This is a genomic window from Wolbachia endosymbiont (group A) of Sympetrum striolatum, from assembly GCF_947250715.1.
GTDB lineage: Bacteria > Pseudomonadota > Alphaproteobacteria > Rickettsiales > Anaplasmataceae > Wolbachia.
In genome coordinates this window covers 907,864-933,460 of sequence record NZ_OX366342.1, presented here as the reverse complement: position 1 = coordinate 933,460, position 25,597 = coordinate 907,864, and the positions used below count along the sequence as shown (strand labels likewise).

The window sequence follows — 25,597 nt, the reverse complement described above, 5'->3', positions numbered from 1 at the left end:
TAAATTTTCTGTTTAGGTAAAGCTAGAATTATACTCAAATCATAGAAAAACCGCCATGTTTTTTTGGCAAACTAGTTGTTTGTGTATGCTATAGCTATACCGCCGCGGTATCTCTAGATCCCGCTAACACGTAGCGGGATGACGAATTTGTCGTTACGTCATCCCGCGATTCATTCGCGGTATCTCATCCGCTAACTAGTAGCGGGATATGAGGTTATCGTCATACCGCTGCGAACCGTCATACCGTGATTTATTCACGGTATCTCTTAGCATAGATCCCGCTAACACGTAGCGGGATGACAAGCTTATCGTCATGCCACCGCGAACCGTCATACCGCCGCGGCGCTAACTAGTAGCGGAATGACGGTTTTTCAAATTGTCGGTAAACCTAAGTCAGTTTAGCTATATAGATAGCATAAAGTCAACTGCATAAATTGAAACAATATCTGCTAGACGCAAATTATAACAAATGCAGTAGCGTAATCTCCATCGTCACTCAGAGAAAGATGAATCTTGTAGTCCTTTGAGATGAAATCCTTTCTGACAGCAATATATGGTTTTCCTCTTACATCGCTGTATATTTCTATATCTTTCATTATAATGCCCTGGCTAAATCCAGTACCTCGTGCTTTAACAAAAGCTTCTTTTGCTGCAAAGCGTTTGGCAAAATACCTTGCTCGCATTTCTTGACTATTATACTTTCTACTTAGCTCTATTTCTTTTTCAGTGTAGATTCTATTGAGAAATTTTTCCCCGTATTTTTGTAATATTCTCAATACTCTTGGTATATATACTATGTCAGTGCCGATACCGCGTATCATTTTGTGCTAAAGCGATTTATTGCTTCCTCAATCTGCATTTCTTTTACCTCTCCAGTTGCTCTATTTTTTACTTCAACTATATTTTCATCTATTGCCTTTTTTCCAACAATTATTTGCCACGGCAAGCCTATCAGATCCATTCTAGAAAATTTTACTCCTATACTTCTTTCCGTATCATCGTAAAGCACTTCATCACTTTTCAAAGCTTTGTATATTTTATCTGCAGCCTCCGTTACTTTCGTTTGTAAATTGATTAAACCAATTCTGAAAGGAGCTACCGCTTCTGGCCAGATAATTCCCTTATCATCATGAAAAGCTTCTATTATTGCACCGACAAGCCTTGAAACCCCAATGCCATACGAACCCATATGCATGTTGACATTTTTTCCATCTTGAGAAGTAACACTTGCCTTCATAGGCTTTGAGTATTTGTCGCCAAAATAAAAAATATGCCCTATTTCAATACCTTTACTAACATTTAACTGCTCTTGCGGCACAAGGCAAGTTTTAGGGTCGTGCATATCATCTGCAACTGCATATATATTCTTCAAACTTTCAACATCTTCACTTTCCAGTAGTTCAGAAAATTTATTGTCATAATATAAAGTGCTCTCACCAGTGTTTGCCAATATATGAAACTCGTGGCTCAAATTTCCTCCAATTGGCCCAGTGTCCGCTCTCACTCCAATTGGAGTAAGTCCCATGCGTTTGAAGATTTTTATGTAAGTTTTGTACATCAAATTATATGAATTCAGTGCACCTTCGTAATCTACATCAAAACTGTATGCATCCTTCATCAGAAATTCCCTACCCCTCATAACACCATAACGTGGTCTTACCTCATCACGGAATTTCCACTGGATATGATACAAACAAAGTGGCAAATCTTTGTAACTTTTTACCACATCTCTAATTAGATCAGTTGCTACCTCCTCATGCGTTGGACCGAAAAGCATATCTTCCTCATGCCTATCCCTTATACGTAGCATTTCCTTACCGTAATCATCGTAACGTCCCGATTCTCGCCAAAGATTTGCTGGTTGCACACAAGGCATTAATGCTTCAATTGCACCAGATTTATCCATTTCATCTCTGATAATATCTTCAATATTCTTAAGCACGCGCAGACCAAGCGGCAACCACGTATAGATGCCAGATGCTATCTGCTTTATTAAACCTGCACGTAAAGAATATTGATGGGAGATAATTTTAGCATGGGTAGGCTTTTCCTTTAGAGTTGGTAGGTAATATTTGGATAAACGCATATAATAGACCTGATTGTATTAAGTAATCTTAATACAATCAGACCTGTAGGTAAACTTATTTTGAAAAAGAAGGGAAGTGTGTGGTACTTCCCTTGATAATTTTATAGCTACCGTGGTCTTGGTACAACATTTTCATCCCGCTAACAAGTAGCGGGATGACGATTGTCAGGGTGTCATCCCAGTGCCCAGACACCTTAGACGGGAGTGTTAAATAAACTGTGTCAAACCGCATTTTTAGTTCAACTCAATTTTCAATCTGCCAGGAAAGAAAACATCAAGTTGAGAGATAGTTAATGCCCAATCATGTACAGGCATCGTCCACTTTTCCTCTGCCTTCTTTATAGCACAATATACCTGCTTATACAAGGCATTTATGCTGGTAAATGAGCCTTTGGTCTTAGTGAATTTCCTAATTTGCCTATGTAGCCCCTCTATGGGATTGGTGGTGTAGATTATCCTCCTAACTGGACCAGAATACTTAAAATAACCAGACAAGTTTTCCCAATTATTCTGCCAAGATTTTATAACCATAGGGTACTTTGTGCCCCATTTTTCATCCAATTCCAACAGATAATTCTCGGCAATTTCCTTGCTTGAAGCTTGATATACCTTCTTTAAATCGCTCAAAAAACTCTTCGCATCTTTACTGGCCACATACTTCAGTGAGTTGCGTATCTGATGCACTATACACATCTGCACTTCCGCATTAGGAAAGACACTGTTTATAGCTGCAGGAAAGCTTTTCAGCCCATCAACGCAGGCAATAAGGATATCTTCTACTCCTCTTTCTTTGAGGTCATTTAGCACTCCCAACCAGAAGTTAGCTCCTTCACTTTCAGCCAAATAAAAACCTAATACTTCTTTTTTGCCATTTTGATCTATGCCTAATATGTTATACATGCATTTACTTACGCAATGCCCGTCCTCTTTGACTTTAAAAAACCATGAAAACTATCGGATATACAGACTGCAGCGGGCGACTACGCCATTCGTTGATTACTGGTAGCAATTTGTCAGTAATACTTGATATCTCTGCCGCCGATATTTTGTGATCATAAATTTCCTCAACATGTGACACTATATCTCTATAGCCCATACCACTGGCAAATGTGCTCAAAATCTTCGTTTCAAGCTCTGGATGTAAGTTTGTTTGCCTTTTTTTGACTATTTGTGGTTCGAAACTTCCTTCCCTATCTATTGGCGTCAAAAGCTCAAATGACCCTGCGCTTGTACGTAAAGTCTTTGCATTCCTCCCATTTCTTCGATTATTCTCTTCGCTTTTAGCCGACAAGTGGTTTTCTATTTCACCTTCCAGGCTTACCTCCAGCAACTTTTTTATAAACGGTGTTAATGCTCCATCTCTTCCTGTCAACGGTCTTCCTTCTCGTATAGACGACAGGATATTTGTTTCTAATTCTTTATAATCTACCAAACCGGTAGTTCTGTTTACTACTTTCTGACTCATTGTCAAACCTCCATTTTTTTATATCAATTTATTACTTTTTTTTCGGTTTGACACAGTTTATTTAACACTCCCCCTTAGACAATCTGCCAACTTCTGATTTTGTCCATTCTGGGCGGGATTGTTGAGTTCTCTGATCTTAAATACTACATTTACTTCATCAAGATCAATGTTGACTTCTTTTACTAATGTCCTAATAAGACTACGTTTAGCTTGCCAATCTAGTTGTTCCAATTCCGATTTAACACTAGAATAAAAGCCCTTTATGCTATTTGTAATAAGATTCATTTTCTCCTGTAGTCCCTTTTGATCAATCACCTTTTTCTTCTCTCCTTCAATCTCTTTTAAACGTTCCTTCATTTTTTTCATTGCCTGCTTAAAGTCTTCCTTACTTATATATTTTTCCTCACTTGTATTCTCTTGAATATAATAATCATTTATAAGTTCTTTAATATTTTGTTTTAATTGACTCTCACGTCTTGCAAACCTTTCATCTAATAATTCATTCTTATGTTCTGAAATTCTACATTGGTACTCCTTTACCATCCTATCTGGATTTTTTAATACACTTTTTACTTCTTCCCACATACCTGTTTCTAACACTTCTCCACGAATAGATCCGTTAGTGCATACCTTATTACCGTAAAAATTTCTTGTACCCAGGCAAGTGTAATAAGTATACACAATCTTTTTTTCTTTGCTGTAATTTCGCCTTCCGCAGTAAGCACGTCCACAACACTTACACACAACTAGCTTTTGCAACAGATATGTCTCTTTTCTTTGCTGCACTCTTGCTCTCTGTTTATTCTCAATCAATTGTTCTTGTACTACATTAAACAAATCCTCGTCAACTATTTTCGGCACCGGTATATGAATCCAATTCTCCTCATCTGTACTGTAAATAGAGTGAGTTCGCCGGCTGTTGCTTTTTTTTGGTTTGACTTCTAGCATTACTGGGCCCGCCTTTGTTTTACCATATGCTGCTAGCCCCTTGTATGCTGGATTTTTTAACATCTTATGGATGGTGCTTGAATGCCACACCTCTTTTCCTGTTTGTGTTCTAACAGAAGCTTCTCTTAGTCTCTTTACCGCTTCTCTAATACTTATCCTTTCCTCTCCAATCCACATGAACACCTCTCTCACTACTTTTGCTTCCTCTTCATTAATTTCAAATTTGTTTTCTCCTCCTTTTACATGCTTTCTTATATATCGATAACCATAAGGTGCATTGCTTATTACACTCACACAACCTTCTCTTGCTGCATGCAGTTTTCCCCTCATGCTTCGTATCAAGATTTGTCTCAGTTCAAACCTTCCTACTGCTCCTTGCACATCTGTCATTAAATCGGACTCTGGTGTATCATCAACCTTATGATTTGAAAAGATTATTTCTACTCTTGCTCTCTTAAATTCATCTATTACATCTCTTTGATCTACAGGATCACGTGACAACCGATCTAGTGAATAGATATAAATCTTATTAATTTTTCCTTCTGCTACTTTATCACGTAATTTCTTTAAACCTTCACGCTCTAAATTTGACCCTCTACGGCCATCGTCAGTGAATACATATTCTTCCAATAACTCATGTCCATCTACAGCAATTCTACGCTTAAGCTCTGCAATTTGGCTCTCTATTGTATGATCCCGCACTTGTCGGTCTGATGAAACTCTTGCATACAAGGCCACCGCTATCATCTTTTTCTACCTCCTTTTCGTTGTTTCTTTTTACTGAATACTTTAGTAACTGCTCGTAAGCTTCTGATAAATGTTTATCTGCTAACTCATCAGGCTCATATCGACAGGTCACAGTTAACGTTCTCTTTCTCATAATTTCTCCTGTAAATGTTTTCATAGTTCAGGCACTCCCTTTTTCCATAAATCCATTACTCTTGCGAAAAAGACGCAACTGTTAACCTTTATTTCTCTCAGCTTTTATGCAAAATTTTAGAAACACATACGCTATCTTTCATCAATTGAGCACTCTCCCAAATCATCAAGCTTCTTTTTTCCCTCTAATGATAAAATTTCTCTTTTTCCATAATCACCTCTTTCTTAGCCACAGCCCTTCTAAATTTTCACAAGCTCTTCTTTTGCCACTATCACACCTGCTGCTGATACGACCCTTATTTTTCTATGAACTCTCTCTGCTTATTTGCGATTTTTACGTTCTCTAACACTTCTTTTATCTCTTTATTATTTCTCGCATAATCCATTGCCGTTTTGCCAAATTTATCCTTTTGCTCTACATTTGCTCCCGCTTTTACTAGCTCTTCTACTATTTTTACCTCACTTACCATGCATGCCAGGTGTAACGCGGCAAATTTGCTACTTCGTTCCACTGCGTTTACCTCTACTCCTGCCTTTATCAGCTCCTTTGTATTTTCTACACGTTGTCCCATTACTGCTAAGTGCAATGGTCTATATTGTCCCGCATCTGCCACATTTATATCTGCTCCTTTTTTGATTAATAACCTCACTTTTTTTGGATCTGGCATTCCCACCGCGTAATGCAATATCGTCCTTCCTTTTGTGTCTTTTTTATTAATATTTTCTATTGAGTTATCTAATACTTCTTTCCACGACTTATTAAACTCTTCTCTTTCTTTCTTACTAAATTTTACCATAATGTTCCTCAGCTATTAATGCAATTTAAAGTGCCTCCAATTTGGCTCACTTTAGCGCTTAGCAAATCTTGTTTATTTACTAGCTACTTTTTCACTTAGGGCTGTTTTGGCATAAAAAGCAAGTTTTTTTTACAAAATATACACATTTTTTTCGCATATTAGATTAAGATATAAATCTATATACTTAATCTGTTAAATAATAAGCGGTTCCTCTCCTGCTGTTGTCAGCTTTTTCTTTTAAATTTAGGCTTCCTATTTTTCCTATTATCTTGTAGCCAACCCTTTTACTCCCTTCTCTTACAGAAAGCTCTTTTTATAGCCCTTTTATCTTCTCATCCATATCTTCTAGCTCTTTTTCCACTTCCATCAGTGCCTTCTTGACCAATGGCGCTTCTTCTAACTTTTCCCTTATTTCTTCAAACCTTCTTTCTCCTTTTTCTTTTAAATCTAGGCTAAATATCGCATCTACTGTCCGCTCCGACAACTCCCTTAGTTTTTCTAGCAACTCTTCAGTTCTCGCATAATACATTGCTGTTTTGCCAAATTTATCCTTTTGCTCTACATTTGCTCCAGCTTTTACTAGCTCTTTTATTATCTCTTTTGTTTCTCCTGTCTTGCATGCTATATGTAGTGGTGTATATCCTTTTTGGTCTTTCGCATTTACTTCACCTCCCGCTTCTAATATTGCCCTCACGTTCACTATTTCCCTCATAAATACTGCTTCATGTAGGGGGGTCCTTCCTATGTAGTTCCCAGTATTAACATTCGACCCTGCTTTTATTAGCTCCCTTACTGTCTTTTCACAACTCATTAAGCTCGCACTATGTAATGCCGTATATCCTCCATCATCTATAGCATTTACATTTGCTCCTCCTTCTATCAGTGCTTTTACATTCTCTACCTTTCCATAGAATGCCGCTAGGTGCAATGGTGTCTCGCCTCTATTGTTTCTATCGTTTGTACCTGCACCTTTTTCTATTAATAACTTTATTACTTCTGGATTTGACACTTGTGCTGCTCGGTGCAATATTGTGCAACCTGCTGCGTCTTTTTCATTTATTCCACGAAATGAATTCTCCTTTAATTTTTCCAGTCTTTTATTTAAATTGAACATTTTAGTTACCCCACTATAAAAACATACATAAAGTCGCCAATTTGGCTCACTTCAGTGCAAGATCAATTTCTTATGTTTACCTACACCTACCTAATTTATAGCTGTTTTGGCATGGAAAAGCAACTTCTTTTTTTCAAAAAACACACATTTTTACCGAATGTTAATGTAGTATATGAAGATATAAATATATGTATTTAATTCATTAAGCATATAGGTTGTTTTTCTTCCCAGGACCTGTTCAAATGTCGATGTTCATGCCATGTTAGTACACCTGGGTAAAACACTAAAATGTAGTTTTCTAGCTCGTATGTTGCATTTTTTTGCTTTGAATCCAATTCGTTTTCAAAATGAATGTAGTGTTCTGCTACGCTAAATCTTATTATTTTGGGGGTAGAGAAATTCTTTACTTGATAGTGGTGAACGGCAAAAAATCTTTCTAAAATTGGCTTGTATTTTAAATTCCACAGTTGTTCAGATAGCTTATCACTTCCTAGTAAAAACCTTTTTCCCCTCTCTTCTATACTACTTACTGGAAAACATGCGTTTATTTCTCCTAAACTCCAACTGTCCGATAATACTATCTGCGCTTTAGCAAACTTAATCTCAGGTAATAAGCTCTGTGGTAGCGGATATAACGTTTTTAAATTATTCCACTGATGACTTCTTTCATAAATACCGTTATAATTCTTTGTGTGAGGCTCGGTTTCTCCAAGTATTGCTACATCTAGCCTATACAGATCATTACTTAATGCCTGCTCATAATGATCGCGTAGATAGTTTTCTATAATCCTAATAACTGGACCACTAGACCTGAAAAAATTTACTCTCCCAAATGATAACACTGGTCCATCTTTTTCTATTTTTACCCCCGAATAGTCAGAAAGAAGATCTCCAAATAAACTCTCATCCAATATAAATCTCTGCGCATTATAATAATCGTTAAAAATCCTCATTAGCCGTGATCTTGCTGGCAATGATAGTTTTGCTAATTCTACTACTGCATCAACGAAGAAGTCGTTCGGAACATCTTTTATCCCTATCTGTAATTCAAAAAAGTGTTCTCCGGGTGGCTCTTCAATAATTGTAATATCTTCTATATTTGCCCACTTCAGTGCTATTTTCAGCGATGCTGGTGTTCCTCTCAAACGCTGAAATTTTATTCCTTCTTTTATCGCCTTTCTTTTGTCTTTTACCCAGCGTAGAATTTCCCCCAATCCATATTCTTCAACCAACCACGGCAATATTTTTTCCCCTAGGCTAAATTTAAATCCTTTTACACAGCTTGGGTCTACTTTGTAATCGATTGCATCAATCAGCGCTTTTTCTTGCTTTGTTGCGTTTGGTGGTAATAGCATTAATTCAACTCAACATTTAAACTTCTTAAGGCAGCACACTCATTCCCCAGTACCACAACATCCTCTCTTGGCTCGATTAATTCTACGTTTTCTACCCCATCCACAAACAGGTTGGCTATAATCCATGATTTCGTTACTTTCCATCCTAATCTTTTCGTTGTTTCAAATTTTTCTATAAATTGCTTCTTCACCGTTTCAATAATATCTGGTCTTTTAATGCTAATTTTACTGTGGATATCTATTTCTATAATATTGCAACTTACCACTTCTATTGTATCTGTTAAAATCCTCACATCCTCCCTGTTTAGCTGATTTCTGACAATTTCTAGTAATTCTTCTTGGGGTATGCCAGTTGTGGATAATTCTGTTGATAAGATTGAAACTTGTACTTTTCCTGGTACAGGTGATTCTACTAATGCATCTTTTACTCTCGTATCTGCTGATAATGCATAATACCGATAATTTCCTCCTGTGCTTGAGCCAACTATTCTTGCCTTGATTCTTTTTCTAAATCGTTCATCCTTTTCCCCGTTCTCCCTTTCCACTCCGTAAAATTCAGCTAAATCATCAAGTTCTTCTCCCCTTGCAAACTTAAGTAAGTTGCCCCTTGCTGCTTCGTTTATTCTTTCTCTCAGCAAAAGTTCTCGCCATGCTGCTACCTCTAAAATCTTTATTGCTGGGTCACTTTCTACTAATGCTGTAAAACTTGAGTCTCGACGTATCAACTCCTCCTTCATACGTGAAAAGATTTCTTCGAAGTTCAGTGGCTCAATAATGTTAGGCTGCTCCATCTTTATACCACAACTCCATCAAAGCGAATCTTTTCCCCCATTGGTAAGTACAATCCTTCTAGGTCAAGCGTTACTTTTCCTTCTTTCACTTCTGTTATTTTTACTTTTTCTAACTTAAATCTCTTTTCCCATTTCTGCAATGCCTCAGCGGTTGCTGCGTAAATTTCTAACGTAAAATCACGATTTACTGGCTTATCTACTAATTCAAATAATCGAGAACCATACTCTCTTCTCATAATACGTGATCCAATAGGAGTGGTTAAAATATCAGTAATTGATTGTTTTAAATGCTCCAAACCTTCTAATGCCTTACCTGTTTCAGCACTCATTCCCTTCATATCTTTATCCAGAAAAAACGCTGCTACTTCCACTTACTACCTTAAAACCACATGAGGCTAAATCACCAACTCGTGCAATACCAATATCATTAACAAATACGCTGTTTGACCCTTGCGTTAGTTTCTCACCTAGAGTTAAGATATCTCCTTTTCGACAAACAGATCTACCGTTTACAAAAACGTCGTTACTACCACTCATACAAACATGAACCGGTATCCCCATGCAATGATCTCCTATACAAACTATAGCTCTTCTCATGTCAATTGAGATCAACTCTCCTTCCCTTAAGTTTTATTCCTTCTTTTGTCATCTCTATACTCGATTTTCCAACTTTTAGCGTTATTTTATCTACTACTTCAATCTCAAGATGATGATTCTCCTTATCGTACGATAATTTCGTTCCATCCTTAAACTCTAAAATATGCGCGTCTTTTCGGCATTCCGAGGGAAAATACTTCTGCTGATAAATTGCCGGTAACACCACCCCTAATGACAACTCTCCATATGGCGATAATACTATTACTTGCTCATCAATATTCGGCGCAAACCAACTTCTATCTTCTCCTGCTCTTGCCGTTATCCACGGAAGCCAATCAGTTATAAATTCTCCTATTTTTACCCGCACTCTTGCTTTTTCATAATCTACTTCTTTAACTAGACCTATACGAATAATGTTCGCTAGCCTTCTATTTAGCTCTGCAATCGCAAAATTATGATCCAACATGTACTTTACCCATCTCTATAATATGCGCCAGTTTCTGACCACACTGACTTCCCTACGTGCATCTCATGAGCCCATTCTACCAGCCACACTAAATATGCATCCAACTCTGGTTTAAAATTGTCTACTTCCGCTGATAAAAATTCTCCCGGCAAAACATTTTCCACGTTCCAAGTGTTTTTATTCACTACTCTTGCAACTTCTGCTGCTAATGACCTTACAACTACCGAGGAATCCTCGACTGTTCCATCAACTACAATTCTTGCTTCAAATCTTGCTCTCAGCGCAAGTTCCTCTGTCCCAGGGTCTTTCCCTGGTTCTAAACTTGCAAGCTCTACAAATACTGCTGGCGCTATTATTTTCCGACGTTCTGCTCTATACACTTCGCACGTTTGTATTGCTGGGATTTCTTCTTTTAGCGTTTTACAAATTGCTTCATGTAAACCTTTCCAAAATTCTTTCATTGCTTCTTTAAAAGAACATTCAACTCATGCTCAAAATATTCCTCAAACACTTTTCCTGTTTTATAATTAGCCATTTCTTTTATTATCTTTTGTACATTTTCTCCGATCGGTACGGTAACTTCATAAATTGGCAAGGCTGTCCTTCCTCTTCGTCTAAAAATACCTCTATGTCCGGTTGGCATCTTAGCAATAAATGCTCCTTCAAACATATGTTTTCCTGCTTTTGCTCCTTTTGCCATTTGTTTTATATCGCCAAGCTTTGAAGATTTTACTCCGTATAACCCTATCCTTACTAGAGCCCTCTGATAATTTCTTGTTGCTCTGATTGTCCATAATCTTTTTCTGATTAATTGCCGTTTTATTTGCGTATCTTTACTTAGTTCTTTCGTAGCTTGCTCTTTTGTCCACAATGCCGTTTTGTTTAATGCTCTTACTGTTGCTTTTGTTATCTTAGCTTGGCTAGCTTCAATACTTTGAATTATTTTCTCAATGCTGCCGATCACTTCAATCTCAACACACATTTACACCCCCGATGCTTGAATTTTCCAGATCATTCCAGAGTTATCTCTGAGTGGTGGTGTGTGTACTCTGTATCTACAACTACCTATAGAAAAAGTATCTCCCACCATTGGCTTTAATACATCAAACACACTTACTTCTAAAGTCAAAATTTCTCCTACAAATTGCCCTTCACCAATCCCGTATAATCTATCTGGCTGTTGCTTTAATATCTGCACCATGTATGACTTATCCTTTGATTCATACAACGCTTGCTGCCCTAGATGTGCAAAACAATCTTTCAATAATCTTTTTATTTTTTCTTGCATACTTTACCTTTATGCACTAATCTCTACATGCACGCTAAGAAGGGGCATACTGGTAGAGCACTTTCATGCCTCACCACTTTTGTAGTTGCTCTACCAGTATTGTTATGCTGCAACGACTTTGATTAATATTCCTGGGCGATGGCACATTGGTAAAGGATTTGACTGAGTATGTAAATCGGTCCCTCTATCAAATCTTCTTGGCTCTTGTTTTGCATATAACGGTTGCCCTAGTGTATTTACTGTTTCATTGAAGTCCGCTGGGGCAAAGTAAGTAGTAAATGTGCTTGCTGTTCCTAGTGGAAAACAGTGTCCCGTGTCTTTTTCTATAAATCTTCTCACATTTCCTTCAGGGTCAGTTGCTTGCCCTCTGTACTCCTCAAATGTTATTCCACAGAACGTAAATCCTGATCTCATGTCGTTCCGGAGTGCTGCTCCTTCTTGCCATCTCTCGTATGCTTCTTTTACCTTGGTATGAGAAGTTAAAGCGTCAAAAAACTCTGGGCTTACCAGCGCATGAATCCCGGTCATATATTCACCACTTAAGTTGTCCTCAACATGCCTCAATACTTCCAGACACTTACGCTTGACATCGGTGGTTGCTGTTCCCAGCGCAAAATTTACTACTTTTGGCGTAATTTCAAATTCGTTGTAAAGGTTTAATAACTCACTGCCATCAGCATCCAGAATAATCCCTTTTAACGCCCCCATCCGCAAATGTTCTAACGTTATCGCATGTTTGTTTCTCATCAACTCCAGGTGATCTGTTACTACACTCGCCAACGCTTTCAGTTCATTCTCTGACCCAAATGCTCTTATTCCTTGCACTTCCTCTGGTAACACTACATCATCATGGGGAATATGTGGTATCGTAAATGTTCTTATTTTTCGTTTTCCACGTTTTCCCACTGTTGCTGGTGCTCCCGGAACTTGCGTTGGTAATAAACTCAATACTCCGTTTTGCTCTTCTATCGTAATATGTCGAAATCTTACCGATCTACTTGGAAATAAATTTAAATTTTCGACGCGACCATAATTTATCGGCAATATGTTTATTGCTTTAGTTAATTCCGTCATACTAAATGCTGGATTTGTAAATGGATTTTGCATTCTTTCCCCCTTTCCCTTTAATGCTGTGTGTTTTAAGTTGTTTCTATGTAAGTTGCTGAGTCTGGTAGCTCGTTAAACTCCCTTGCGGATGATAACGCCTCGTGCTTCAAGTTGTTTTATTGCTGCAGCTTTTTGCTCTTCTGTTATATTTGCTGGCCACACCACTGCATGATCTGCTAACATTGCAATACGAGTAATGATTACTGCTTTGGTGGTTTCCGTTGCGTTTACATCACTTGTTATTACACCTATCGCTGTTTGTGTTCCATCCGTGGCCGTTGGATTTATTATCTTAATCATGTTATCTTTATCATAGCCAACAACTGTTCCAAGTTTGAGGTTTTGTCCTTTGGCTACGGTTATTTCCTCTCTTGTATAATCTCTATATACTTCATATTTCAGAAGGTCACCTTATATGTTAAAAACAAGTTCATAAATATTACAAAGTGGTAATATTAAGAACATGCAGAGAAGAGGAACCGTAGATCGCCTTGGTCATAAAGGACCGTAATTTAGCAAGGTTCTCTTCCCTGATTATTTACTGAAAAGTTCCGAACAACTGATTGAGCTTTTAGGCTCGTATATAAGGGTGGAAAATGCAGTATTACATGTTATTCTATGGAGGAATTATGAATTTATCAAATATCATTGCTAAATTATTTGTTTCAGTTATACTTGTCATATTTCCCCTTTTTTTCCTTTAGTTTTACCGCCGTGTTTATAGTTGTTATATGCGGCGGTTATAATTGTGGCGCGTTTTGAACACTTATTTACCGCGGCGTATGTTAGCATTATATACCGCGGTTAAGACCATCAAATGCCCCGACTTTTCGCTACCTGCATCATCAAGTCTTCTGGTGTATTTTGCGGTATTGTACTCAAAATCTCTGTCTTCTTCGTTCTCTCCGCCAGTATCGACATTAATATCTCTTGGGCTTGTTTTGCATTTACACCTTGCTCAATAAATTCTCCTATTTTCTCTGGCATCTTTGATAAATTACATAATCTTATCACCTCTAATACTTCCGTGCGGCAGCTCTCGTACCCTAAACATCTTCCTTGCTCAATATCAATATCTATTGCTTGTTCTTTTATCTCAGTTTTAGTCATATTTCTCCTATAATTATCTATAAATTCAGAAAACGTTGTGATTCCATCAGCAAGTCCAATCTCTATTGCTTTCTAACCAAAATATAGCCCTGCTTCCGTTGATCTGATCTTTTCCGTTGAAAGACCTCTATTTCTTGCTATAAGCTGCAAAAACATTTCATATAGACGATCTACTTCTTTTTGTAAGCTTTCCAAACTCTCAGATGTTATTGGCTCATGCGGATTTAAATCGTTTTTTCGACTTCCAGCAAAAACAGTTGTGTACTTAATACCTTGCTTTTCATCAAATCCACTTTGATCTATATGACTTGCTATTACTCCTATACTTCCAACTCCTGATGTTCTCGTTACCAATACTTTTTCAGCACTTGATGCAATTGCATACGCTGCGGAATACGCATCATCATTTGCTATCGCCACAATCCTCTTTTTTGTTCTTGCTTCGTAAATAAAGTCGGAAAGGTCAAATAAACCGTTTACTTCCCCTCCGGGGCTGTCTATGTCCAAAATTATTGTTTCTACTTCTTTATCTATTAAAGCTTCTTCTATCTCTTCACGTATCTTCTCATATGATGTCATCCCTAAAATATCGTCAAAAGCTTCTGAATTCTTCGTCAAGATTCCATGTATTGGTATTACTTTTATTCCCCTTTCACTATTTCTTGTTACATGTTTTATGTTTTTAAACGTAGGGTGTTTTCCAGCATGTAATGACAATAATTCAAAACTCCTTTGCTCTATCATCATCGGCTTATTCATCCAATTTATTTGTGTCGTCATATGTTTTTAAAATTTTTTATTTGTGTCTGGGGCAATAAAAACCCATTTGTCATAGAAATAGAATTTTATATCATTTCAGCATTAGAATTCACATCAGAATCAAAATTTAAGCCCAGTTCACTCGCACGTCTTTGATCTTCGGCAATTTCTTGGTCGACTTCTTCTACATCATAACCAAGTTCCGAAACCACCTCTGACCTACTCTTAAACCCATTCCTTACCGCTATTTGCTGTGCTTGCTGGTCTTTTAGCGGATCCACCCAATCAAATCCTTGTGCTATCCATTTTACTTCTTCTTTTCCCCCTTTTTTCGTCCATTCTTTGCCTATATCAAGTTCTCCTGAGAGTAGGGCTAATTCTAACCACCTATCCCATACCGGACGGCAAAATTGAAATACCATTATGTTATGCTGTAACATTCCGCACCTCCGGCGAAACTCTATTAACCCAGCTCGGATTGATGAATAATTGACACCACTTAGATCTCCTGTTAGCTGCTCGTAAGTTATTCCCATGCCTACTGCTATTGCTCTGAGCTGCTGTTTCATGAATGCTTCATAACTTCCTCCAACATCTGATGGTTCCGAGAACTTGATATCTTCCCCTGGATCTAAAAGTTGCATAGTCCCAGGTTCTAAACCTGATAGTGCTACTCCATGCTCATTTGCTTGCGCCTCACCTAAAATATTTGCCTCAGGATCGAGTCTGGTAATAAACCCTGCAAACATCGCTGCAGTCTTTTTTCTCACTAATTCCGCATCGTCATATTGATCAAGTTCATAGAGCTTTAACAGTACACTGGACAACCACGGTACTCCTCGAATCTGCCCAGGTCTTAGTGGCCTGTAGATATGTAAAACATCATTTGCTGGCACTCTCACCGATTCACCAAACGAGCCTTCACCTGGATGTTCTCGAAAAAGGTAATACGCTTCTCTTTGCCCAAGCCTATTGAACTCAATCCCGTTTCTAATTACATTACCGTTGGCAAGGGTTTGATTACTCTTATTGTCTAAATGCTCTGATTCCAGTACTTGTAATTGCAACGGCACACAAAGTCCATCTTCTCGTTTTCTTGTTCGGAGTCTTACAAAACATTCCCCTCCTTCTATCATACTTCTGCATACTAGAGCTTGTAACCCATAAAAATCACTCACTCCGCTACTGTCTGCTTCATCTGTCCATCTCAGCCATAACTCTTGAACTCTTTTGCGAAACTCTGCATCTTTGGCTTTTGACTGCGGTTTTATTCCTGTCCCAACAGAGTTACTTACTATCGTATCGATGATGTTTGCCGCATAGGAGTTCTTTCTTACCATGTCACGTGAACGACTACGCAGGTGTTCAAGGCTTTGAGACAGCAAATTGTTTATGCTTCCTGACTCTGGTTGAAAGTGCAATAATTTTCTGCCAGATCCAGCTCCATCCCATGCTGAACTTTTTGGTTTTGTTGGTTTCCGAAATAATTGTTTGAATGATTTCAATAACATCCTGATATCCAAAAATCTTTTAATTCTTCCAATGTTCCGTTGAATTTATTTCGATCGCATCGGCCGATTCCTTTTACTTCATGCGGTTTTTTTCCGCTTTTGCCGTCAGTGTATTGCCACAGAGCCCACTTCTTCCACCCCTTTGGTAACACAGGCTCCTCTCCCCATCTTGCAATCCACAATGGGCACTTCGTCAAAATTGGTGTGACAAAATCTTCTAAAAAATAGGTGCTTCCATAAATCAGTGGTAAACGACCTGTTACTTCGTGAACTCTATCAACAAAATCTTCTGCTTGCTTTGGCGTTATGTTTTTTCCGCTTTGGTTTTCTTCAATATCAAGCGCAAGCAATACTTGAGAATGATCTCCTACTGTTTCTAAAAAATGGTTAGCTTGATCTTTTCCGTTTTCTCCTACTCCAAAATGATATGAACCCCATAAAAGTCCCTCTTCTTCAGCAGCTTTTCTTCTTTCTACATACGTTGGATCAATATACTTCAGTCCTTGCGTTGCTTTATGAATGACGCCAGCTATACCATCTTCTTTTGCTAATTTGAAATCTACGTTCTTATCCCAATGCGAGAGGTCTACCACTGCATTTATAAACTTTCCTGATGCTATATTACCTGTGGCTATAATATACTTTAAATGCTCTAAAAAGTCCGGATACTCATTTTTTATCATATAACTTCTCATACCACTCCTTTACTAGTTGCAATAACAATCTTTCTCTTCGGCTTCACACCTGCAACTTTTAACTCTGCTTTGATTCGTTGCCTGAGCTCCAATAAATCCTTTATTTGAACTTCCCCGTACCTAACCACATGATCGCCGTACGCAATTGATACTACTCTCTCTCCGCTCTGTAGCTTCTTTATCGCTTCTTCTACTTGAGTTAAATATTCTTGGTTGTACATCAACTTTTCTCACTCAACCATTGACTCCTTCTCACTCTCTTTGACTTTTTAGCTTTTTCACCTGCTAAACTTTCCCATTTACTCTCTGACCAACGATCAATCCCCAGGGCAATAGACGCTGCTCTTGCGTAAATTCGGCAATCTAGTACTTCATTTCGATCTCTTATCTTTTGCCACTCTTGTTTGGTATACCCTTTTACTACCTTGGTAATTAGTTGCTCTGCGGTTAGCTGCTTAAAATATTCAGGTGGATACTCTGGAAAATGACAATACCCCGGCCCGTTTTTTAAAACATTAAGTAGCTGAAAAAGCTCTGACTTTAATATCGATACCCCAACTGGCCACAGCTTCATTCCTCTCTTTAGCTTTTGTCCGCTAACTTTTACATCAACTCTACTTGGGCTGCTAAGTGGCACTAGCGCTTTGTTTGCTCCTTTTACTGCCATTACTCTTCCAGACCCTTGGTGACCTCTTACCCAGTTGTATACCTCTTGTGTTGCATACCCAGCATCTACCGCCATCATGCTTATCATGTATTCAAGACCATTTTCACCGATAAAATGATGATTTAATAATTCCGAAAGTTTTCCCCATACTTCTTCACTTCCAGTATCACCTTCTAATACCTGGTAGTCTATTGACCAACTTTCTCGGTTTTTTCCCCATGCTACTACTTCTACTTCTAACCGATCTTTTTGTACATCAACCCCTGCCGTTAACACTATTTTTCCACCTTTTGGCACCGTACCTATCGGAAAATTTTCTCGACGCTCAAATAGTTGCTTCCAGTCTGGTACTTCTCCTTTATCTACCCAGGTTTCTCCGAGTGTTGTATTTATCCAAACTTTCAGTAATTGCTCATTTTCCTTTGCATGCAGATAATCTTCCACTGCTTGTTTCCAACTATACCAGCCTACTGGGCTATACAAGCTGAAAGGTGGAATCCTATTTTTGCCCCTTCTTTTGCCTCTTTTTTTCCTTCTTTCCCTGTAGCTCTCCATTTTCCACGGGCTAGCATCTCTGTTTTCTGATGATTTTTTATTTCTCCCCTACACTCTATGCAAACGTAGTGGGCTGTTGAGGGATCTTTATCTTTCCACTTTATCTGTGGCCATTTTAACACCTGATAGTAATTACAATGCGGACATGGGAGAAAGAAATATCGTTTGTCTGAACTCTCAAATTCCTTCTCTATTCTGCTGATTCCATGAACCGTTGGTGTTGAAACTAAGAATATTTTTCGCCGCGTAAATGTATTAGTTCGCGCGATACTGAGAAGAACTGGATCTCCTTCTCCTCCTGAATCTCCTGGATATGCATCTACCTCATCTAAAAAAAGATATTTTACCGGCATTGAACGCAGACCCACTGGACTATTGGCACCTGTTACTACTACCGTTCCTCCCGGAAACTCTTTGCTCTGCACAGTATTCCCTGAATCTCTCGACCTTGGATCTTTTATTTTACTCCTTAAACATGGGGTATCTTCAATGAGCGGCGCAAATCTTCCCTTTGACCAACGCGTGCCCATTTCTACTGTTGGCTGTACTACCAGCATTGGCCCTGGCGTCTGATCAATAATATAACCTATCCAGTTATTCCCTGCTTCTGTTCCTCCAATCTGCGCTCCTTTCATGAATACCACCTTTTCAGCCGGTGAAGACGAAGATAGTGAATCCATTATTTCTCTAAGGTACGGCGTTCTCTCTGTTCTCCATTTCCCTGGCTCTGATGATGCTATTGTTGAAAGTTGACGACTCCTATCTGCCCACTCTGATACTTTAAGTAGCGGATCTGGCTTTAACCCTGTATAAAAGCTACTGCTATAGATCATAATGTTATTTGCTGCAATTGTTGCACTTTTAAGGAGAAAAAGAGGTATTTTTTGTCTGCAGTAAGTATCTGCTGACGCTTTACTTAAAATCATTATTGCAACTAATATAGGCTCACTAAGGCGATAAGACGCTTTTTTAGTAATTTATATGTAGTCATTAAAATACACTTTGTGTTAGTTCTTCCAATGCAACTCTGATTTCCTCAGTCAGTGTCTCATGGATCTTCTCTGTGTCGTTCATCGATGCTAGTAATGCTGATACTCTGTCTGGGATATTGAGGAGATTGTTTCTCACTACTCTTGCCACGTTAAATGCTTCAGTCTTTACTTCCTCTACTGAGATAAGTTCACCAATTTCAGCAAAATACACTTTGTGTTAGTTCTTCCAATGCAACTCTGATTTCCTCAGTCAGTGTCTCATGGATCTTCTCTGTGTCGTTCATCGATGCTAGTAATGCTGATACTCTGTCTGGGATATTGAGGAGATTGTTTCTCACTACTCTTGCCACGTTAAATGCTTCAGTCTTTACTTCCTCTACTGAGATAAGTTCACCAATTTCAGCTTTTGCTTTTGCCTCCAGCAGTTTTCCCCGCTCCATCTCGTTTTTTATCCGGGTTTTAAGCAACATCGTGGAAAGTTCATTATTTCCTCTTTTTTCCCCTTCTTCTCCACCTTTTCTCCTCAGTGGTTGACTTGGATCTCTAATTGCTTCTATTGCTCTATTTGCTTGTTCTCGGTCAATCAAACCATCCTCCAGCTCAACTATTCCTTTCTTTACTAAGTAACAGACGTACTGCTTTGAAACTCCCAGTTCTCTTGCCCATTCCGTCTGCGTGATTTTTCCTCTTTCCACCTTTCTTTCCCCTCTTTTTTCCCTTATTTCGTCCCTTACTGTCTTGATTCTTGAATTTGTGCGAAAGTTTTACCAGAACCAAAAAGGGTGGAATCTCTTCCCGTATACACCTGCCAACGCTTTATCGTTACATCTACAAACGTAGGATCTAGCTCTATCGTCCTACAGATTCTTCCTGTCCTCTCACAGGCAATTAATGTACTCCCAGAACCACTAAATGGATCAAGAACTATGTCTCCTGGTCTACTGCTGTTTACTATCGCTCTCTCCATTAACTCCACTGGTTTCATCGTTGGGTGCAGCGAGTTGTACGTTGGCTTATCGTAAAACCATAGGTCACTTTGATTGCGTCCTCCATGCCACTCACGTTTATTGCCGTTTTTCCAACCGTAGAGTATTGCTTCGTATTGTCTTTGGTAATCAGATCTTCCTAGCGTAAAATGATTCTTTGCCCAAATGATGAATGTCGACCATCTTCCACCTGCTTCTTCAAATACTTTTTGCAAGGTCGCCAAAAGCTCAGATGATGATGCACAAATGTAAATTGCCCCTTTGGTGTATGCTAAAACGTGAGTACAAATGTCATACAGAAAAAGTTCGTATTTTTCACCTTGATCATCGTTTAATATCTTCTTGTCTTCTCTCTCTTGACTGTCACCATATGCTACGTTATACGGAGGGTCACACACCGTAATATCTGCCATTTTATCGTCTAATACCGCTTTAAACGATTCAACCAGACAACTATCACCACAGTAGATTCGATGACCACCTAAAATCCACAGATCCCCTGGTTTTGTTATTTCCACTTTTTTGTCATCACCAGCTAAATCAGAAAATTTTTCTCCCTTTTCCCCTTGTTCTTCCCTTCCATCAAGGTTATCAAGAAAGCGTTGGACTTTTTCTAGCTCAAATCCAGTCATTTTGAGGTCAAACTGCAAATCTTCTAACTCTTGAATTTCTACCTTTAAAAGATCATCGTCCCACTTTGCCCAGTTAGCTGATTGATTTGCCAGTAACCGAAAAGCTTTGGTTTGGGCATCACTTAAGTTATCACTGAGCACCACTGGAATACTTTCCATACCCAGTTTCCTTGCTGCTTTAAGCCTTAAATGACCATCAACTACAGTTCCATCGCTTTTTGCAACTATCGGAATACGAAAACCAAACTCCCGAATTGAAGCGCACATTCTGTTTACTACATCGTCATTCTTGCGAGGGTTGCGATCATATTCGACAAGATTTTCAATAGGATAGTAGTGTATTGCTAAGTTCATATTAGTGGAATAATTTATTAAATTACTAGTGGAGATTCTTAACAAAAAGTTAACAATTAAAATACGTCTGACGCTAGAGAGGGCCTGGGGTTTCGCGCCCAAATCAGCCTGGCTGGAGGAAAGGACCCACTTTCTATGGGATATTTAGCATATTAAAATCTTTACTAAAATCATTAACATAAAACATCAATGCCAAAGCATCCCCCTCATTATCATCTTGAGGAATAAACCCTTTTCCCTTTACAGCTTCAATAACTTCACCCTTACTTGCATTGCCTTTACCCGTGATAAAGCGTTTTATCGTCTTGACAGGTACACCTTGATAAGGTATATTGTTTTCCTCGCACCAAGCTGTTAAATGAGCTAGAAAGCCTCCGTAGCAATGTGCAGCGTCAGTACCTAAATGTCTTCTTACTTCTTCAAAATACACTGCTTCAATATCTGAAAATCTTTCTCTCATCTCATTGAGCCACCTACGAAAATTTAAGAAGTGCATGCCACCTCCGCTGAAACGGCTACCATGAAAGTTTTCACTACCACTTTGAATTACTCCATCTGTAAGAATAGCCCAGCCAGTTTGTTTGCCGAGGTCGAGTGTTAAAATAGACATCCTAAATTACAAAGACCCCATCTTGATAACGCAAAAAATGACTAAATCCTCCGAACTGTAGAACACGTTCATCACTTGCTTCTTCTGATCTAGATAAGTAAAATGCCCTATTATGCCACATATCTATATTTGTATCGTGTTTACACAGCAAAACAGCACAATTTAACGTTTTTGCTACAGCAACCCTGCATAAACTGCTTAAGGTGAGAGGAATTACTTTCATCTCCTCCAAATAAATCTAAAGCTGTATCTAACACCACAAGTTTTGATTGAAATAATTTAATATCTTCAAATAATTCATGAAAGAAAGGGCTATACCCTTATCATTAAAAGTCATTAAGAGATTATCTTCTCCATCTCTTGCCAGAATCTGTATTTGGCTTTCAAATAAAGTTTCTTCAACTTGGTAAAGACATACACTGACGACGTATTATATCTCGTTTACTGCTCTCACAAAATACACCATATGCTTTAACCTGTTTGACATCCATATTGAGCAATGAGTAGCAACCGATGTCATTAATTGTTGAGCAAGAAGTGATTTACCAACTTCACGTTCACCTTTAAGAAACGATACTTCTCCTAGGGAAAGCCAATCTTGTACTATAAACTCTTTTTCAGGAGGTGAACCAACCCACTTCGAAAGATCTATTCTTGCACAATCTATTGCATTTATCATAAAATTACCAAAATATTAGTAAAAGTAGCATTAAATATCGTTTGATTCTTCAAATAAAAAGCGGTTTATAGTTTTTTTGCTGACCAACAACGGAAATCCAAGAATCATCCTACAAGGTAATCTGTTTCATTGCCCCTATACTAATGTATTACCGTGTTTCTCATGGTTTTTTATGATGAATTTGAAAAAAAAGTTAAAATAATTTTAAATTGCAAAGTTGATTGTCGGTTACGTAGTTGTGTTTTTACAATTTTTTCAAATTTTTCTTTACAAAGTATAAAAATCGTGTTAAACTTATGAGTAGGTTTGTTTTGTAATAGCAATTTTAATTGAGTTTAAAGGGGTGTTATAAGCGCTCTTTGATCAGAGGGGCTAAAAGTTATACCTAGCTTTAAAACGTGTTTTTTTGCCTTTTATAAAAATTGAAAGCTTCTTCTCAAAGCAATTTCAATACAACTGAAGCTTATTGCCTTACGCGCGCGTAACTTGTTTTCAATTTGAGCTATTCATTTAAATTTCAAATTCCTGAGAAACATATTATTAAAAATTTAAGCAATATAAAAACAGCATATAAATAGTTAGAGTATGTATCTTAAAAGTACATACTTTATTATTATTTATAATAATAGGGGTTCTTTTCAAAACTGAGGTATGGATAAAGTCAGCCAAATACCAGCCTTTCACAGTAATTGGGTAGTTTTCTTGAGTTGTAATCTTAAATTGCACTAAATTCCTCTAGAGTAGCCGACTTTTTGATTTAGTAAGATTTTATTTTGCAATCTAAACTGGCCTAAACTGCCCAAAACCGGCGTAATCTCGAATCTGATTCCAAACTTTTTTCAACTTTTTTTTTCGAATTTTTCATAAAATTGTATGAGAAACACGGTAATACATTAATATAGGGCAGTGAAAAAACCCTATCAACTTCACATTCTTTTCATTTCATTAAAAAATTAAGTTACGCCTGAAGAGAGCTAGAAGTAAGCACTTAATAAATTTCATAGTGAGCAGCTTTAGTAGTGTTTTGCAAATATCTTTATAGGAGTTAATATGTATATTGTGCATGACAAACAAGCTTTATTTGAGAGGTCAGCAGAAGTAAAAGCAGAACTACTTTCAAAAATAGATTTGTGTTTATCCTATTTACTACCAAATGGTACTTTTCACGGTGGTAAATTCTATGTTGGCAACATTAGGGGAGATAGGGGAAAAAGTTTAGTAGCAGAAACAAGAGGAGAAAGAGCTGGATTATGGCACGATTTTTCTACAGGTGAAGGCGGAGATATACTTAATCTCTGGTGGGATGTTACTGGTCAGACCAAGTTTCTTGATACCATAGAAGATATAGAAAAATGGCTTGGTCGCTCAACATCTCAACCAAATAAGTTAGAATATTTAAATAAATCAGAAACATATTGGGATTACCGCGATGAAAACAACCAAGTAATAGCGAAAATCTATCGTTACAATGATACTGCAGGAAAAAAACGATATAGCTGTTTTGATGTAAAAAACTCAAGTGATACTGCTCCAAATCCAAGACCTTTGTACAACATTCCAGGTATAATTAAATCCGATAAAATTGTTTTTGTTGAAGGTGAAAAATGTGCTGAAAGTTTAATAAATAAGGGCATAACAGCAACAACAACGATGTTTGGAGCGAATGCACCTATTGATAAAACAGATTGGACTCCGCTAAAAGGTAAACATATTATCATTTGGCCAGACAATGATGAAGCAGGTAATAAATATGCCAAAAACGCTGAAAAGAAGCTTTTAGACCTTGGGGTTGCATCACTTTCTATTTTAAAAATTTCCCAAGATAAACCAAAAGGCTGGGATGCTGCTGATTGTATTCAAGAGGGAATAGATGTTGAAAAGTTTTTAACTACAACTATTCCCATACCATGCAGAAAGAACGTTACATTTTTCCTTGCCAATCAATACCTAAATGAAAAGTCTCCTGGGCCAGAAGATATCGTTGCACCAAGGATTTTAACTCCAGGAGGTCTTTTGGTATTTGGCGGGGCTCCTAAGGTTGGTAAAAGCGATTTTCTTATCTCGTGGCTCGCACATATGGCAGCAGGCAAACCATTTCTAGAGATGGCTCCAACAAGACCTTTACGGATTCTTTATCTCCAGACAGAGATTGGCTATTTCTACATGTGTGAGCGCATGAAACAACTTAAACTTGATCCAGAGATTCTTGAGTTAGTCTCCTGTAATTTAGCCATTACGCCACAAACAAAGTTGATTTTAAACGAAGATGGCATTAAGGACATTGTCACTGAAGCAGAGAAGATCTTTGCTCCAAATACAGTTGATATTATCGCTATCGATCCATTACGTAACATTTTTGATGCTGATGAATATGGTAGCGAAAATGACAACAATGCTATGCTCTTCTTTCTCCAGGAGAGAATTGAAAAGCTACGATCTCTAATTAATCCTGATGCAGGGATTATTCTCATACACCACACGAAAAAGATGCCAAAGAAGTTACTGGAAGAAGATCCATTTCAAAGCTTTAGTGGTGCTAGCAGCCTAAGAGGATTTTATACTACCGGAATGATCATGTTTAGGCCAGATGAAAAGAACAGCAACCGTCAACTGATGTTCGAGCTACGTAATGGTAATTCCATTTCACCAAAGTGTGTTGATAAAGTTAATGACCGTTGGTATGAAGTTGGTTCTGAGTCACATAGGCTGATAAACAAGGACTATGGAGAAAAGCTAGATGCTGAACGTTCTCGTAGGCAAGACATTATTCTAGATTTAATCTATTTAGAAGGACGTAATGGCAACGTTTATACGATTAATCAATTTTGTCAGGCATTTGAAAACAAAGAAGGTTTAGGTAGCAGGCATTCTATTCGTGATCGTCTTGATGTTCTTGCCACGAAAGGTTACATAAAATTCAACAAAGAAGGCAAAAATGCTGCAAGAAACAAATACGGGATACTCTGTGTTGAAGGTATGGAACTCGGAGAGAAAGTATTTGATCGGCAAAAGAACAAAAAGATCATGGTTTACAATAGGTTACTACCGACGCACTACAAATCACCGCATTACGGGAGCGTCATTCCTGTCGAAAATCCAAACGTTTGGGTTTATCACGGCTGAACTTTCCAAACATTAACATCCTAAATTTCTC

26 protein-coding genes and 3 pseudogenes are annotated in these 25,597 nt (G+C 38.0%); 1 reads left to right on the top strand and 28 read right to left on the bottom strand.

Features of this window, described 5'->3' with window-relative positions; translation table 11 throughout:
- Positions 1–449 precede the first annotated feature (449 nt).
- From OOK87_RS04615 to OOK87_RS04480, 28 genes and pseudogenes are all read right to left on the bottom strand, one after another.
- Positions 450–821 carry a holo-[acyl-carrier-protein] synthase gene (locus tag OOK87_RS04615; protein WP_253309486.1) on the bottom strand — a complete coding sequence of 124 codons (372 nt, stop codon included), beginning with the start codon at positions 819–821 and terminating at the stop codon, positions 450–452.
- The gene (proS, locus tag OOK87_RS04610) at positions 818–2,086 is read right to left on the bottom strand and encodes a proline--tRNA ligase (protein ID WP_264688213.1); all 1,269 of its coding nucleotides are present in this window, start codon (positions 2,084–2,086) and stop codon (positions 818–820) included. Before proS ends, OOK87_RS04615 begins: the two co-directional genes overlap by 4 nt.
- 234 nt (positions 2,087–2,320) lie before the next feature.
- A pseudogene (locus OOK87_RS04605) lies at positions 2,321–3,551 on the bottom strand (IS256-like element ISWpi15 family transposase).
- 57 nt (positions 3,552–3,608) lie between these two features.
- Complete coding sequence (locus OOK87_RS04600) at positions 3,609–5,201, bottom strand: recombinase family protein (protein WP_264688212.1); 1,593 nt, start codon at positions 5,199–5,201, stop codon at positions 3,609–3,611.
- A complete protein-coding gene (locus OOK87_RS04595; protein ID WP_264688211.1) occupies positions 5,161–5,403 on the bottom strand; it encodes a hypothetical protein in 243 nt (80 codons plus the stop codon). Before OOK87_RS04595 ends, OOK87_RS04600 begins: the two co-directional genes overlap by 41 nt.
- A 271-nt stretch (positions 5,404–5,674) precedes the next feature.
- Positions 5,675–6,175 carry an ankyrin repeat domain-containing protein gene (locus tag OOK87_RS04590; protein WP_264688210.1) on the bottom strand — a complete coding sequence of 167 codons (501 nt, stop codon included), beginning with the start codon at positions 6,173–6,175 and terminating at the stop codon, positions 5,675–5,677.
- Positions 6,176–6,488: 313 nt separating this feature from the next.
- On the bottom strand, positions 6,489–7,289 hold the full coding sequence (locus OOK87_RS04585; protein ID WP_264688209.1) for an ankyrin repeat domain-containing protein: 801 nt from the start codon (positions 7,287–7,289) through the stop codon (positions 6,489–6,491).
- Between the two features lie 194 nt (positions 7,290–7,483).
- Positions 7,484–8,644 (bottom strand): phage tail protein, encoded by a 1,161-nt coding sequence (locus OOK87_RS04580; protein WP_264688208.1) that lies wholly within the window; start codon positions 8,642–8,644, stop codon positions 7,484–7,486.
- Positions 8,644–9,435: a baseplate assembly protein gene (locus tag OOK87_RS04575; protein ID WP_264688207.1), complete on the bottom strand. Its 792-nt coding sequence runs from the start codon at positions 9,433–9,435 to the stop codon at positions 8,644–8,646. Before OOK87_RS04575 ends, OOK87_RS04580 begins: the two co-directional genes overlap by 1 nt.
- Before the next feature lie 2 nt (positions 9,436–9,437).
- A complete protein-coding gene (locus OOK87_RS04570) occupies positions 9,438–9,773 on the bottom strand; it encodes a GPW/gp25 family protein (protein ID WP_264688490.1) in 336 nt (111 codons plus the stop codon).
- A 4-nt stretch (positions 9,774–9,777) separates the two neighbouring features.
- Positions 9,778–10,032: a PAAR domain-containing protein gene (locus OOK87_RS04565; protein WP_264688206.1), complete on the bottom strand. Its 255-nt coding sequence runs from the start codon at positions 10,030–10,032 to the stop codon at positions 9,778–9,780.
- Position 10,033: 1 nt separating this feature from the next.
- Complete coding sequence (locus tag OOK87_RS04560) at positions 10,034–10,498, bottom strand: phage baseplate assembly protein V (RefSeq protein ID WP_264688205.1); 465 nt, start codon at positions 10,496–10,498, stop codon at positions 10,034–10,036.
- Positions 10,499–10,503: 5 nt separating this feature from the next.
- A complete protein-coding gene (locus OOK87_RS04555; protein WP_406719579.1) occupies positions 10,504–10,959 on the bottom strand; it encodes a hypothetical protein in 456 nt (151 codons plus the stop codon).
- Positions 10,956–11,480 carry a phage tail protein gene (locus OOK87_RS04550; RefSeq protein ID WP_264688204.1) on the bottom strand — a complete coding sequence of 175 codons (525 nt, stop codon included), beginning with the start codon at positions 11,478–11,480 and terminating at the stop codon, positions 10,956–10,958. Before OOK87_RS04550 ends, OOK87_RS04555 begins: the two co-directional genes overlap by 4 nt.
- Positions 11,481–11,786, bottom strand: coding sequence for a head-tail joining protein (locus OOK87_RS04545; protein WP_264688203.1), 306 nt, complete (start codon positions 11,784–11,786; stop codon positions 11,481–11,483).
- Between the two features lie 102 nt (positions 11,787–11,888).
- Complete coding sequence (locus OOK87_RS04540; protein WP_264688202.1) at positions 11,889–12,893, bottom strand: major capsid protein; 1,005 nt, start codon at positions 12,891–12,893, stop codon at positions 11,889–11,891.
- A 72-nt stretch (positions 12,894–12,965) separates the two neighbouring features.
- Positions 12,966–13,295, bottom strand: a complete 330-nt coding sequence (locus OOK87_RS04535) for a head decoration protein (RefSeq protein ID WP_264688489.1) — start codon at positions 13,293–13,295, stop codon at positions 12,966–12,968.
- Positions 13,296–13,706: 411 nt separating this feature from the next.
- Positions 13,707–14,783, bottom strand: a pseudogene (locus tag OOK87_RS04530) (S49 family peptidase).
- 65 nt (positions 14,784–14,848) lie between these two features.
- Complete coding sequence (locus OOK87_RS04525; RefSeq protein ID WP_264688201.1) at positions 14,849–16,273, bottom strand: phage portal protein; 1,425 nt, start codon at positions 16,271–16,273, stop codon at positions 14,849–14,851.
- Entirely contained in the window at positions 16,264–16,956 is a 693-nt protein-coding gene (locus tag OOK87_RS04520; protein WP_264688200.1) for a glycoside hydrolase family 25 protein, read from the bottom strand. The genes OOK87_RS04525 and OOK87_RS04520 overlap by 10 nt, the downstream gene beginning before the upstream one ends.
- An 8-nt stretch (positions 16,957–16,964) precedes the next feature.
- Complete coding sequence (locus OOK87_RS04515) at positions 16,965–17,189, bottom strand: gpW family protein (RefSeq protein ID WP_264688199.1); 225 nt, start codon at positions 17,187–17,189, stop codon at positions 16,965–16,967.
- Positions 17,189–19,023 (bottom strand): annotated as a pseudogene (locus tag OOK87_RS04510) (phage terminase large subunit family protein). Before OOK87_RS04510 ends, OOK87_RS04515 begins: the two are co-directional and overlap by 1 nt.
- Positions 19,024–19,180: 157 nt before the next feature.
- On the bottom strand, positions 19,181–19,393 hold the full coding sequence (locus tag OOK87_RS04505) for a hypothetical protein (RefSeq protein WP_406719578.1): 213 nt from the start codon (positions 19,391–19,393) through the stop codon (positions 19,181–19,183).
- The gene (locus tag OOK87_RS04500) at positions 19,380–19,877 is read right to left on the bottom strand and encodes a hypothetical protein (RefSeq protein ID WP_264688163.1); all 498 of its coding nucleotides are present in this window, start codon (positions 19,875–19,877) and stop codon (positions 19,380–19,382) included. Before OOK87_RS04500 ends, OOK87_RS04505 begins: the two co-directional genes overlap by 14 nt.
- 35 nt (positions 19,878–19,912) lie before the next feature.
- Positions 19,913–21,154 carry a DNA modification methylase gene (locus tag OOK87_RS04495; protein WP_264688162.1) on the bottom strand — a complete coding sequence of 414 codons (1,242 nt, stop codon included), beginning with the start codon at positions 21,152–21,154 and terminating at the stop codon, positions 19,913–19,915.
- A gap of 133 nt (positions 21,155–21,287) precedes the next feature.
- A complete protein-coding gene (locus OOK87_RS04490; RefSeq protein ID WP_264688198.1) occupies positions 21,288–21,764 on the bottom strand; it encodes a crossover junction endodeoxyribonuclease RuvC in 477 nt (158 codons plus the stop codon).
- A gap of 1 nt (position 21,765) precedes the next feature.
- Positions 21,766–21,987, bottom strand: a complete 222-nt coding sequence (locus tag OOK87_RS04485) for a hypothetical protein (RefSeq protein WP_264688197.1) — start codon at positions 21,985–21,987, stop codon at positions 21,766–21,768.
- A 207-nt stretch (positions 21,988–22,194) separates the two neighbouring features.
- Positions 22,195–22,443: an AAA family ATPase gene (locus OOK87_RS04480; protein WP_264688196.1), complete on the bottom strand. Its 249-nt coding sequence runs from the start codon at positions 22,441–22,443 to the stop codon at positions 22,195–22,197.
- A gap of 1,050 nt (positions 22,444–23,493) precedes the next feature.
- Between OOK87_RS04480 and OOK87_RS04475 the strand changes: the two genes are divergently transcribed.
- On the top strand, positions 23,494–25,566 hold the full coding sequence (locus OOK87_RS04475) for an AAA family ATPase (protein ID WP_264688195.1): 2,073 nt from the start codon (positions 23,494–23,496) through the stop codon (positions 25,564–25,566).
- Positions 25,567–25,597 lie beyond the last annotated feature (31 nt).

Excerpts from the sequence above, each read along its gene's own strand:
- OOK87_RS04615 (WP_253309486.1), bottom strand. The coding sequence starts at position 821 with ATGATACGCGGTATCGGCACTGACATAGTATATATACCAAGAGTATTG.
- proS (WP_264688213.1), bottom strand. The coding sequence starts at position 2,086 with ATGCGTTTATCCAAATATTACCTACCAACTCTAAAGGAAAAGCCTACC.
- OOK87_RS04595 (WP_264688211.1), bottom strand. The coding sequence starts at position 5,403 with ATGAAAACATTTACAGGAGAAATTATGAGAAAGAGAACGTTAACTGTG.
- OOK87_RS04590 (WP_264688210.1), bottom strand. The coding sequence starts at position 6,175 with ATGGTAAAATTTAGTAAGAAAGAAAGAGAAGAGTTTAATAAGTCGTGG.
- OOK87_RS04585 (WP_264688209.1), bottom strand. The coding sequence starts at position 7,289 with ATGTTCAATTTAAATAAAAGACTGGAAAAATTAAAGGAGAATTCATTT.
- OOK87_RS04580 (WP_264688208.1), bottom strand. The coding sequence starts at position 8,644 with ATGCTATTACCACCAAACGCAACAAAGCAAGAAAAAGCGCTGATTGAT.
- OOK87_RS04575 (WP_264688207.1), bottom strand. The coding sequence starts at position 9,435 with ATGGAGCAGCCTAACATTATTGAGCCACTGAACTTCGAAGAAATCTTT.
- OOK87_RS04570 (WP_264688490.1), bottom strand. The coding sequence starts at position 9,773 with ATGAAGGGAATGAGTGCTGAAACAGGTAAGGCATTAGAAGGTTTGGAG.
- OOK87_RS04565 (WP_264688206.1), bottom strand. The coding sequence starts at position 10,032 with ATGAGAAGAGCTATAGTTTGTATAGGAGATCATTGCATGGGGATACCG.
- OOK87_RS04560 (WP_264688205.1), bottom strand. The coding sequence starts at position 10,498 with ATGTTGGATCATAATTTTGCGATTGCAGAGCTAAATAGAAGGCTAGCG.
- OOK87_RS04555 (WP_406719579.1), bottom strand. The coding sequence starts at position 10,959 with ATGAAAGAATTTTGGAAAGGTTTACATGAAGCAATTTGTAAAACGCTA.
- OOK87_RS04550 (WP_264688204.1), bottom strand. The coding sequence starts at position 11,480 with ATGTGTGTTGAGATTGAAGTGATCGGCAGCATTGAGAAAATAATTCAA.
- OOK87_RS04545 (WP_264688203.1), bottom strand. The coding sequence starts at position 11,786 with ATGCAAGAAAAAATAAAAAGATTATTGAAAGATTGTTTTGCACATCTA.
- OOK87_RS04540 (WP_264688202.1), bottom strand. The coding sequence starts at position 12,893 with ATGCAAAATCCATTTACAAATCCAGCATTTAGTATGACGGAATTAACT.
- OOK87_RS04525 (WP_264688201.1), bottom strand. The coding sequence starts at position 16,273 with ATGTTATTGAAATCATTCAAACAATTATTTCGGAAACCAACAAAACCA.
- OOK87_RS04520 (WP_264688200.1), bottom strand. The coding sequence starts at position 16,956 with ATGATAAAAAATGAGTATCCGGACTTTTTAGAGCATTTAAAGTATATT.
- OOK87_RS04515 (WP_264688199.1), bottom strand. The coding sequence starts at position 17,189 with ATGTACAACCAAGAATATTTAACTCAAGTAGAAGAAGCGATAAAGAAG.
- OOK87_RS04495 (WP_264688162.1), bottom strand. The coding sequence starts at position 21,154 with ATGAACTTAGCAATACACTACTATCCTATTGAAAATCTTGTCGAATAT.
- OOK87_RS04490 (WP_264688198.1), bottom strand. The coding sequence starts at position 21,764 with ATGTCTATTTTAACACTCGACCTCGGCAAACAAACTGGCTGGGCTATT.
- OOK87_RS04485 (WP_264688197.1), bottom strand. The coding sequence starts at position 21,987 with ATGAAAGTAATTCCTCTCACCTTAAGCAGTTTATGCAGGGTTGCTGTA.
- OOK87_RS04480 (WP_264688196.1), bottom strand. The coding sequence starts at position 22,443 with ATGATAAATGCAATAGATTGTGCAAGAATAGATCTTTCGAAGTGGGTT.
- OOK87_RS04475 (WP_264688195.1), top strand. The coding sequence starts at position 23,494 with ATGTATATTGTGCATGACAAACAAGCTTTATTTGAGAGGTCAGCAGAA.